Here is a 10,436-nt window from a genome sequence, read left to right on the forward strand (position 1 = left end):
GGTAGCTCGCTTTTTCGGAAATGAGGAACCATATGCCTGCGCCTCCGAGTGCAATATTGCGGCGTTGGCAAGTAGGAGGGCTTTCGTTCTCACCACTCGATCCCCATCTTTTGACCACCGGATGTTGAGGGGGCGGTGGCGCTGAAGAATTTCTCCCGCCGCGCCTGCGCCAAGTCCTTGTCGGTCTGTTCGGTCTGGAGCCAGGTTCCCGTCATGGTCATCTGCTGGGAGACGAGACCCCGCAGCTTCTGCATCTGGGCGATCTGCTGGGCGGCAATCTCATGCCCGACCTGCAAGGCTTTCATCTGGCCGTCGGCGGATTCCGACATTCCGCGCAGCGAATCCATGGTTCCTTCTTCGCTGTCGAATTGATCGGCCGTGAGGCTCGCCGCCTTCAGAGTGCTGGCGATCGTGTCGCGGTTCGTGTCCGACCAGGCTTGGTACGTCGTCGAAAAAGTCTCGTTGCTAGGCAGGTTGGTCTTGAGATCGGCATAGCTTTGGAAACGTTGGTGCAGCACATCGTCCGCATTGCCCATCGAAAACGAAACGCTCTGCCCCTGATCTACAATGTTTCGGAGTTGATTGAGGTCGCTTTCTACCTGTCCCCAGACGTGGTTCGGTAGCTGCGCAGTGTTCTGCAGCATATTCTCGTAGATCCTCAGCTGGTTCTGTATCTGCTCGGCGAGCTGGCTGATCTGCGTGATCTGGTTCTGGATCTGCTCGCCGGACTTCCCGACCAAGGAGATAAGTTCACCGTTGTTGAGAACTTGCGTCCATTCCGTCGCAGCACCCGTGGCGGTGCCGGCATGCGCCGGCGTGACGGCGCCGATCGTCAGAGCGACGGCCACCAAGCCGGCGAGCCATTTATTCAAAGTTGAGCAGTGATGCGACATCATGAACTCCTCTAGTCTGTAGCCAATGGATCGGCCAGTCGTCGCCATGTTCGGATTTGAGCGCGCGGATCCTCTTGAGATCATCCTTGCCGGAGGCGCCGACGAAGCTGAGCGCAACGGGCCCGAGAGACATGTCGAAGAGCCGCCGGCCTTCTGGCGTGGCGACGTAGTATTCGCGCTTGGGGATGGAGCCCGAGACGATCTCGATCTGGCGTTCGTTGAAGCCGATCCGCTCGTAGAATTCCCGCGTTCCTGGCTCCCGGGCAGCACCATTTGGAAGGCAAATCTTCGTCGGGCAGGATTCCTTCAGCACGTCGATGATCCCGGACCGTTCGGCATCCGAGATCGACTGTGTGGCGAGAACGACAGCGCAATTCGCCTTGCGAAGCACTTTCAGCCATTCTCGAATTTTGCTGCGAAATACCGGATGACCAAGCATCAGCCAGGCCTCGTCGAGCACGATCAGGCTCGGCGACCCATCCAGGCGCTTCTCGATCCGGCGGAACAGGTACGTCAGGACTGGGACGAGGTTGCGCTCGCCCATGTTCATGAGCTGCTCGATCTCGAAAGTCTGGATGGCCCCAAGCGACAGGCCATCCTCTTCGGCATCGAGAAGCTGACCCATCGGCCCATCGACAGTATAGTGATGGAGCGCATCCTTGAGCTCGCGGATCTGCACGCCGCTGACGAAATCCGAGAGCGAGCGACCGGCCGCGCTGGCCATCAGGCCGACTTGGCGGGAGATGGCGTTGCGGTGATCGGGCGTGATGGTGACGCCCTGCAAGCCGACCAGCATCTCGATCCATTCCGTCGCCCACGCCCGATCAGCGCCACTTTTGAGTTCGGACAAGGGGCAGAAGGCCAACGCCGTCCCCTCTTCCACGTTGTCGCCGCCGATCTCGTAGTGATCGCCACCCGCGGCGAGCGTCAGCGGCAGAAGCGAACTTCCCTTGTCAAAGGCAAAGATCTGGGCACTTCCGTACCGGCGAAACTGCGCAACGATCAGTGCCAGGAGTGTCGACTTACCGGAACCGGTCGGACCGAAGATCAGCGTGTGGCCGACATCGTCAACATGCAGGTTGAGCCGGAATGGTGTCGAGCCGCTCGTAACCTGCATCAGCGGCGGCGAGTTCGGCGGGTAGAACGGGCATGGCGCGATCGTGTTTCCCGACCAGACGGAGTTGAGCGGGATCAGGTCAGCGAGATTGCCGGTGTGGATCAGTGGCTCGCGGATGTTGCAATACCAATTGCCCGGCAGGCTGCCGAGAAAGGCGTCGGTGGCATTGAGCGTTTCGATCCGCGCTCCGAAACCTTCCGCTTGTATCAGGCGGCGGATTGCTTCCGCCTTCTCCTGCAGTGCCTCGCGATCGCTATCGAACAGCACGACGACCGGCGTGTAGTAGCCATAGGCAACCAACTGCGACGAGGCCTGCGCGATCGCGTCCTCGGTCTCGGCCACCATCGTCATGGCGTCCTGATCGACCGAGCGGCTTTGCGTCTGAAACAGCTGATCGAAGAACGGCCGGATCTTCTGCTGCCATTTCTTGCGCGTGCGTTCGAGCTTCTGTCGGGCTTCCTCGGCATCGAGAAAGATGAAGCGCGATGACCACCGATAGGTGAGTGCCATCAAGTCAAGGCTGTTCAGAATGCCCGGCCAGCTTTCGGCCGGCAGACCGTCGATGGCGACAACGCCGAGGAAACGATTCTCGACTTTCGGCGTCAGTCCGTGCTCAAGCTCGGCCGTGGCGATCCAATCAAGATACATGGGGACGTCCGGGAGCCGGATCGGATGGCTTTCCCCGGTGATGCAGAAGCGGACGAACTGAAGCAACTCGTCATACCGAGCAATCCGGTCCCCTCCCCTCTCGACCATTTCGCGGGTTTCCATTCGCCTGATCGAAAGTGTGTTCGCGAAATACTGCTCGATCTCCCGGATCGCGTTCTTGAAGATGAACAGCACAGTGTCCGCATAGGACTTCTTGCGACTCTTCTCGTCGGAATAGATGTATTTGCTGATAGCAGTTTTTTTGGACTCGAGCGGCCGGAAGGTCAGGATCAGTGCGTGTTTGCTCTCGAAATGCCCCTGCTCGCGTGCGAAATGCGCCCGGCGCTCGGCATCTATCGCGCGCGTGACCGGGTCTGGGAAATGACAACGGTCTTCCGATGGATAGTCGGCCGTCGGGATGCGAATAGCCTCCACCTGGATCATCCAGCCGCTTCCAAGCCGCGACAGGACCGCATTGATCTGCCTCGACAGCTCGTTGCGTTCGAGGTCAGTCGCACTTTCAGAATCCAGGCCGGCAAAGTACCAGCCGGCCATCAGGCTTCCGTCCTTCAGCAGGAGGACGCCATTGTCGACGAGGCCGGCGTATGGGACGAGATCGGCGAAGGATGGGCCCGTGGCCCGGAAGCATTTGAGAGCTACCACGGCCGTCTCCTCAGTACCGCCGCCATGGCGAGCTGGTCGCCTTATAGGTGGGCTTGTAGGAAATGTACCGCACGTAGATCTGCCGCATGTAGGGATCGGACTTCGCCATCATCCTGAGCAGGCCGACGATCACGATCCAGACGACGACACCGAAAAGCGCCGAATAAACCGTAAGCACGACGAAGATCAGGATCACGGCCGCAAGACCGATGATCAATACCAGCTCCCGGTCCGCGCCCATCAGTAGGTTCGGGCGGGAAAGAGCGCGGTGAATGCGGTTGCGCCGCAGGCCGGACGAGGACTCAGCCATGAGCCCCCTCCCCTTCTCCGTTCGAATTACACGATGTGATCTGCTTGTCTGTCAACCCGATCGAAGCGCCGGTCGCCCCGAACAGTCCGACGATGGTGGTGGCGCCGAGCAGGATGCCGGCGACCAGAACGACGTACACAAGTCGCCGCGCGAAATCGTTCAGTTCCCCGCCAAAGATCAGCATGCCGCCGGCGATTGCGACTGCAGCCAGTGCGATGTAGCCGGCGACCGGGCCAGTGATCGATTCCTGAATTTGCTCAAGTGGCCCCTCCCAAGGAAGGCTGCCGCCGGAACTGGCCAGCGCCGGCGCGACGGACGCGAAAAGGCTCGGCGCTGCAATGAGTGCGATCACGATGAGTGCGTATTTACGCGACATGGCGCGCCTCCTGTTCTTCCGTGAGCTGATCGGTTTCGATCTCGTACCGACCGCCCGCGAACCGCTCGACGTGGATGACGTCTCGAATACGCCGCCCGCGCGGTGTCCGCTCGATCGAAACGACCAGATCGACGGCCTCTCCGATCACTTCGTGCATCGGCTGTTGGCTTGCCTCGGCGGTCAGCTGTTCAAGGCGACGCAGCGCCGACATGGCGGTGTTCGAGTGGATGGTTGCAACACCTCCTGGATGGCCGGTATTCCAGGCCTTAAGCAAAGTGAGGGCTGCGCCATCGCGAACCTCGCCCACAACGATCCTGTCGGGACGCAAGCGCATGGTGCTCTTCAAGAGCCGCGCCATGTCGATTGTATCGCTGGTGTGCAGGAGAACTGCGTTCTCGGCCGCGCATTGGATTTCTGCGGTGTCCTCGAGAATGACGAGGCGATCCTCCGGCGCGGATTTGACGATCTCGTCGATGACTGCATTCGCAAGCGTCGTCTTGCCCGAACCGGTCCCTCCGGAAATGATGATGTTGAGCTTCGAGGAAATCGCGCTGCGGATCGTGGAGGCCTGATATTCAGTCATCACGCCCGCACGGACATAGTCATCGAGCGGAATGAGGCGTGAGGCGCGGCGCCGAATGGTGAAGGCGGGCCTGGCGACTACGGGCGGCAAAAGACCCTCGAAGCGGTGGCCGCCGATCGGCAGCTCGCCGGAAATGATCGGCTTTTCCGTGTCGACCTCGGACTGGAGTGCATGCGCGACCGTTCCGATTACCATTTCCGCGGCAGCGGAGGACATTTCGCCGGCGGGAACCACACCGTGACCGAGCCGTTCGATGAATAGCTTTCCGTCCGGATTGAGCATGATCTCAACGACATTTGTGTCGTCTAGGGCAACTCTGAGCTGACCGCCGAGCGCCTCCTGCAGTTTCCGGACAAGTCGGGGGTGAGAGCGAAGCTGGTTCACGAATTTCTCCTTTCACGCTGCTTGGCTGAGAGGGCTGAGTTCAGAGCTATAATTGGAGGGGCGAAGCCTAAGGAATGTGTCCGCGTTGGCGGGCAGCGTGCCCGCCACGGCCATCGTAACGCCGATTTTTTTGGGTTCCCCGAAACGCAGCAGTGGCCATCCGACGCGAGCTAGGATCCGCTCGAATCGAGTGTCGGTCACGGTGATAATCTCGGTGTAGCCATTCGCCATGCACCATTCGATGATGCCTGCGAACATGGTCAGGGTCGCCTCATGGACCGAGCCTGCTCCCCTTCTCTTTGCAAGCATCGTGTCAACGCAGAAGCGGGAGCTTTCGATCATCGCCGAATGGCCATGGAGCCGTCCTCCCGGAAGTAGCGACGAAAAGACGTTTTCTGCCATTGTTGGACCCAGGGCTGGGAGAAGCCTGGCGCAGCCGACGACGCGGTTGTCGGACGAGACCGCGAGGATGTAAGCGGGCCCGAGATTGTCGAACGAATCCGCCTCTCGGCCGTCGACAACGTCAACCTCCCAGCCGAGCCGATCGGAAAAGACATGTGCCCGCAAGGAATGCTGCGCCTCGAGGAGTTGGTGCTCGCGATGGGTCCCAGCGGCAGAGATAGCGATAATGTGCATGATTTTCTCCGTCAGTGAATGACGGCTGGGAAATGAGCACGTATGAAAGCTGTGCGGCAGTTGTAGAATTCTACAAGGTGGGTTCATCTGAGTCGCGCCGACCGTTTGTCGTAACTGCGATAACATTTCATTGCGGAAGGCCACTTCTTCAGGCTCTCGTCCAGCCGCTTGTTGATCGCCGAGATCGATGATGCTGACAACCCATAACCGCAAAGCTGCTCGGTAATCGCCTTGACCTTCCTGGTCGACACACCCCCTGCAAATACATCTCCGCCAAGGTCGCCACCAGCGCCCGCTCGGAGCGCTGATGGCGTTCAATTCGGTGGAGAAGTGCCCCAGGATCCTGCGACACCCGCAGTTCAAGCTTGCCCACCCGTGTGATCTGCGTGCGGCGATAGTGGCCTGAGCGGTAGCCGAGTCGTTCCGGCGTACGCTCGCCCTTCGCAGCCCCCAGCGCCTCGTCAATCTCCGCTTCCAATACCTCCTGCATCACCGTGCGAATCGCCTCGCGCAGCCCGTCTGCCTTCGAAAGCAAAATGTCTTTGACGGCGGCGCTGGCTGTCTTACCTTCACTCTTGGTCAAGGTGGCGTCCATGGAATCAGTTGACGTTCAACGTCGCCAGCCTGCGATGACCGCCTCCTTCAGAGAGCTTGCTGAAGCCTTCAGTACCCTATCTACGTTTGTAGGATTCACAGGAGAACATTTCATGATCAAGAGCATAGGAGCGTTGGGCTAACCATCGGAACAGAAACAAAGAAATTGGAAAAACCGCTTTCGGATCATCCCCAGCCGTTAATGATTTCTTAACCCTAAACGTCTGGACGCGTTTAGGAGAATCGTGTTCTATCTTTGGCGGGCAATTGCCGGTAAACCGGTAGAATGCCGCCAAGAGGAACAGATGGCGATAGCAAACCGAGTAGAATCAGTTGTCGGCTCAAAGGAAGATGCTGGCAGCAAAATCATGCGCCATGCAGGACTTCTGTCCGGGCAACTGCAGCAGCTTAGAACCCGCATGTATCCGCCAAAGTCGGAAAAAACCCTGCGTCCGTTTCTGACTAACGAAGTGTCGAAGCTGACGTCTATACCCGATTCCACCCTGAAGCTCATGTCCATCGAAGGACGTGGACCGGTTCCCAGCAGGCTGGAGAACAACCATCGCGTCTACACGCTGGCCCAGATCAATGAGCTGCGTGAGTTGTTCGCAATGCAGAAGCCTGCGGACGCAGCTCGATTCCTTCCGCGCCGTCGCGCCGGTGAGCATCTCCAGGTCGTTGCAGTAGCGAACTTCAAGGGCGGCAGCGCAAAGACCACGACCTGCGTCCATCTATCCCATTATCTCGCGCTTCACGGTTATCGCGTCCTTGCATTGGATTTGGATCCGCAAGCATCCCTGTCCGCTATGTTTGGTGCTCAACCAGAGATTGACGTTGGGTCAAATGAAACTATCTACGCCTCTCTGCGCTACGACGAGGCCGAACGTCGTCCAATCCGCGATATCATCCGCAAGACATACTTCGATGGCATTGACCTTATTCCGGGAAATCTCGAAGTCATGGAGTATGAACACGAAACGCCACGGGTTTTGGCCAACAAATCGACCTCGGGCGCAATCTTCTTCGAGCGATTGAAGTTAGCTCTTACGGAAGTCGAGGCGGACTACGATGTCGTGATTCTCGATACTCCGCCGTCGCTCGGCTTTCTGACCCTGAGCGCGATATACGCGGCAACGAGCATGATCATAACGGTCCACCCTGCCATGCTGGACGTTGCATCGATGAGCCAGTTTCTCCTCATGATGGGCGATTTGATTAGCGTCCTCAATGAGAGCGGTGCCCAGCTGGATCAGGATTTTATCCGGTACTTGGTAACGCGGCACAACCCCAATGACGCTCCGCAATCACAGGTCGTTGCGATGCTTAGGCACTTGTTCGGCTCTGATGTCTTGTTGCCGACCGCCATAGAGAGCACTGCGGTCGAGGCCGCCGGCCTAGCAAAACGTTCGATATACGAGCTCGAGATGGGACAAATCGGTCGCGATACTCAAAAACGCGCCCGTGAAGCGGTAGACGCCGTAAACGAGGCGATAATTCGCCTCATCAACGATAGTTGGGGGCGGACATGAGCAAATCACCTCGCAAGTCTATTGTCGCCAGCTTCGGGCTGCTTTCCGCAGAGCTGGAGAATGATCAGGCTGCGGATCAACAGCAGCCGTCGCTGGCCCCTGCTCCCGTTGCCGGTAATCGTGTCGGAGCAGGTGTGATCGGTGCGGCCCATCGGGCCATCGATGACATCAGGACAGAGCGAGATCGTTTGAAGGCTATCGTTGAGTCGGGCGGTGGTGCGGTTCGCGAATTGGATCCTTCGCTCATCGACCCCTCCCCTTACCCGGACAGACTGCCGGATGATGACGGGACGAGCTTCGAGATGTTCAAGCGGTCGATCGAGACTGAGGGGCAAAAGATTCCCGTCCAGGTCCGCCATCACCCCTCGTCTCCTGGTCGTTACCAGATCGTCTACGGTCACCGACGCTGGCTCGCTGCCATGCAGCTCGGCAGGCCCGTTCGCGCCCTCGAGATGGAAATTTCCGATCTTGATCTTGTTCTGGCGCAGGGCATTGAAAATGCTGGCCGCCAGGATCTGACCTGGATCGAGCGCGCGTTGTTTGCATCGCGAATGGACGACGCGGGGATCAAGCCGCGCTACATCTACGCCGCGCTTTCGATTGAAGATGCCGAACTTGCCCGAATGCGCAACGTCTACCGGGTCGTTCCTGCGGACATTATCGAGGCCATTGGGCGGGCGCCGAAGATCGGGCGGCCACGCTGGCTCGATCTCGCCAAGACAGTTGCTGGCAATCCAGGAATCCTCGATTCGATTCGGGCGGCATTAAGCATAAAAGCCGACAGTACCGAGACATCCGACCAGAGGTTTCAGCGCGTCCTTAATGCCATCAAACCAGCCGCCCAAAAGGGCGTTGAACCAATTCCGATTTCGGATGGTAGCGGAACGAAGTTTGGCGCCCTGGTGGTGTCCCCGAAAGAGGTCCGGATTTCGGCCCAGGGATCACTCGGAATTAAATTTCTGAAGTTTGTCGAAGCGGAGCTGCCAGAACTTGCTGAGCGCTTTGCCCGTCAGCGAGAATACGAATCCTGACAGCTGTCAGGGATTTGGAAATAAAGAAAGGAAGCGCTGCAAAAGAAAAAGGCCCCCAAACGTTGCCGTCGTGGAAGCCTCTCTCTCTGTGTGACAACTAGAGAATCGCATTTCCCCGAATCCCAGTCAAGAGTCTTTGGCACCGTATTTTGGTGAGCGGATTTCTTTTGCCTCATAGAAGGTGAAGAAAAATGCAAAGTGATGTGACGACGCCCTTTGGGCGGCGGCCGATAACGCTTGCTCTGGTGAAACGACAGATCGCCACAAAAGAGATCAAGCCGGGCAAGTCGGCAGATAAATGGAAGATCTTCCGCGACGCTTCAGAAGCGCGCGAACTGCTCGGCCTCCAGGATCGCAGCTTGGCGATCCTGGACGCGCTTTTGAGCTTCTATCCTGAAAATGAGCTGCGTCAGGACGCTCAGCTTGTCGTGTTCCCATCGAACGCTCAGCTAACACTGCGTGCGCACGGTATTGCCGGCGCCACACTTCGCCGACATCTGGCGTTTCTCGTCGACGCCGGATTGATCGTGCGAAAGGATAGCGCCAATGGCAAACGTTACGCCCGAAAGGACAAGGCAGGGACGATCGAAAGCGCGTTCGGATTTGATCTCTCACCTTTGCTCATGCGCGCTGAGGAACTTGCGGGCATCGCGCAAAAGGTAGCCGCGAATCGACTAGCGTTAAAAAGGGCAAAGGAAAGCCTCACAATATGCCGCCGCGACGTCCGTAAGCTCATCACGGCCGCGATCGAAGAGGGCGCCGACGGGGATTGGGAGAAAATCGAGTCCGTGTTCGTCGAATTGATCCGCCGCCTGCCACGCTCCCCGAGCCTCCCTGATTTGGCCGATTTGCTCGACGAAATGAAAATACTGCAGGAAGAAATCCTCAACATGCTGGATTTTCACGGGAAAACAGAGAATTATAGCACCAATGATGCCCACAATGAGCATCACATACAGAATTCAAATACCGAATCCTTCAATGAACTTGAACCTAGCTCTGAAAAAGAGCAGGGGGCGCGGGCGAGCCAAAGCCGTGACCAGAAGAGCGAGCCGATGAAGGCATTTCCGCTGGGAATGGTGTTGAGGGCATGCCCCGACATCACGGCATACGGGCCTGGCGGAGCGATTGGTAGCTGGCGAGATCTGATGGCGGCGGCGGTCACCGTGCGATCGATGCTGGGTGTCAGTCCATCAGCCTATCAGGAGGCTTGTGAGACAATGGGACCGGAAAATGCGGCCGCCACTATCGCCTGCATCCTTGAACGGGCAGGGCATATCAACTCGGCTGGCGGCTATCTTCGCGATCTTACGGCGAGAGCGCGGCAAGGTGAATTCTCGCTTGGTCCGGTTCTCATGGCGCTGCTAAGAGCGCACGGAGGCGCTGCCGGGAAGACCGGATGAGTCGATAAAACCCTGACAACTGTCAGGGTTTTTCGTACCGTGATTTCTGGCTCCTGACCTCGGCGCTGCCAAGCAAATTTCGATCACTGAAAACGGACGGCGCATCCTTCGCTGGGCACCGTAAAGTTAACCGACGGCTGATGAAGATGTGCGTACATGGGCCATGTCAGAAGTTGCTCGTGATCCGCTTTATCGTCGCCACCGCTTTCCCGCTGAGATCATTGCGCACGCGGTATGGCTCTACTTTCGCTTTCCGCTCAGCCTGCGCA

General features: G+C 58.2%; 9 protein-coding genes and 2 pseudogenes. 4 read left to right on the forward strand and 7 right to left on the reverse strand.

What is annotated here, in order from left to right; genetic code table 11:
- Positions 1-89 precede the first annotated feature (89 nt).
- The 7 genes and pseudogenes from trbJ to A3C3_RS42065 form a co-directional block, all read right to left on the reverse strand.
- Positions 90-893, reverse strand: coding sequence for a P-type conjugative transfer protein TrbJ (gene trbJ, locus A3C3_RS0133815; protein WP_028740231.1), 804 nt, complete (start codon positions 891-893; stop codon positions 90-92).
- Positions 865-3,321, reverse strand: coding sequence for a conjugal transfer protein TrbE (locus A3C3_RS0133820; protein ID WP_022718946.1), 2,457 nt, complete (start codon positions 3,319-3,321; stop codon positions 865-867). The genes trbJ and A3C3_RS0133820 overlap by 29 nt, the downstream gene beginning before the upstream one ends.
- 10 nt (positions 3,322-3,331) lie before the next feature.
- Positions 3,332-3,631 carry a conjugal transfer protein TrbD gene (locus tag A3C3_RS0133825; protein ID WP_022718947.1) on the reverse strand — a complete coding sequence of 100 codons (300 nt, stop codon included), beginning with the start codon at positions 3,629-3,631 and terminating at the stop codon, positions 3,332-3,334.
- Positions 3,624-4,007, reverse strand: coding sequence for a TrbC/VirB2 family protein (locus A3C3_RS0133830; protein WP_022718948.1), 384 nt, complete (start codon positions 4,005-4,007; stop codon positions 3,624-3,626). The genes A3C3_RS0133825 and A3C3_RS0133830 overlap by 8 nt, the downstream gene beginning before the upstream one ends.
- On the reverse strand, positions 3,997-4,974 hold the full coding sequence (trbB, locus tag A3C3_RS0133835) for a P-type conjugative transfer ATPase TrbB (protein ID WP_022718949.1): 978 nt from the start codon (positions 4,972-4,974) through the stop codon (positions 3,997-3,999). The genes A3C3_RS0133830 and trbB overlap by 11 nt, the downstream gene beginning before the upstream one ends.
- 12 nt (positions 4,975-4,986) lie before the next feature.
- Positions 4,987-5,610 (reverse strand): acyl-homoserine-lactone synthase, encoded by a 624-nt coding sequence (gene traI / locus A3C3_RS0133840; RefSeq protein WP_022718950.1) that lies wholly within the window; start codon positions 5,608-5,610, stop codon positions 4,987-4,989.
- A 146-nt stretch (positions 5,611-5,756) separates the two neighbouring features.
- Positions 5,757-6,193: pseudogene (locus A3C3_RS42065) on the reverse strand (transposase); the annotation flags it as partial.
- A gap of 316 nt (positions 6,194-6,509) precedes the next feature.
- Here A3C3_RS42065 and repA point away from each other — a divergent pair.
- From repA to A3C3_RS45705, 4 genes and pseudogenes are all read left to right on the forward strand, one after another.
- The gene (gene repA, locus A3C3_RS0133850) at positions 6,510-7,733 is read left to right on the forward strand and encodes a plasmid partitioning protein RepA (RefSeq protein WP_051154556.1); all 1,224 of its coding nucleotides are present in this window, start codon (positions 6,510-6,512) and stop codon (positions 7,731-7,733) included.
- Positions 7,730-8,764: a plasmid partitioning protein RepB gene (gene repB, locus A3C3_RS0133855; protein WP_022718953.1), complete on the forward strand. Its 1,035-nt coding sequence runs from the start codon at positions 7,730-7,732 to the stop codon at positions 8,762-8,764. The genes repA and repB overlap by 4 nt, the downstream gene beginning before the upstream one ends.
- A 191-nt stretch (positions 8,765-8,955) precedes the next feature.
- Complete coding sequence (gene repC / locus A3C3_RS0133860; protein ID WP_022718954.1) at positions 8,956-10,167, forward strand: plasmid replication protein RepC; 1,212 nt, start codon at positions 8,956-8,958, stop codon at positions 10,165-10,167.
- A gap of 163 nt (positions 10,168-10,330) precedes the next feature.
- Positions 10,331-10,436 (forward strand): annotated as a pseudogene (locus tag A3C3_RS45705) (IS6 family transposase); the annotation flags it as partial.

This window comes from Rhizobium mongolense USDA 1844, assembly GCF_000419765.1.
Taxonomy (GTDB): Bacteria; Pseudomonadota; Alphaproteobacteria; order Rhizobiales; family Rhizobiaceae; genus Rhizobium; species Rhizobium mongolense.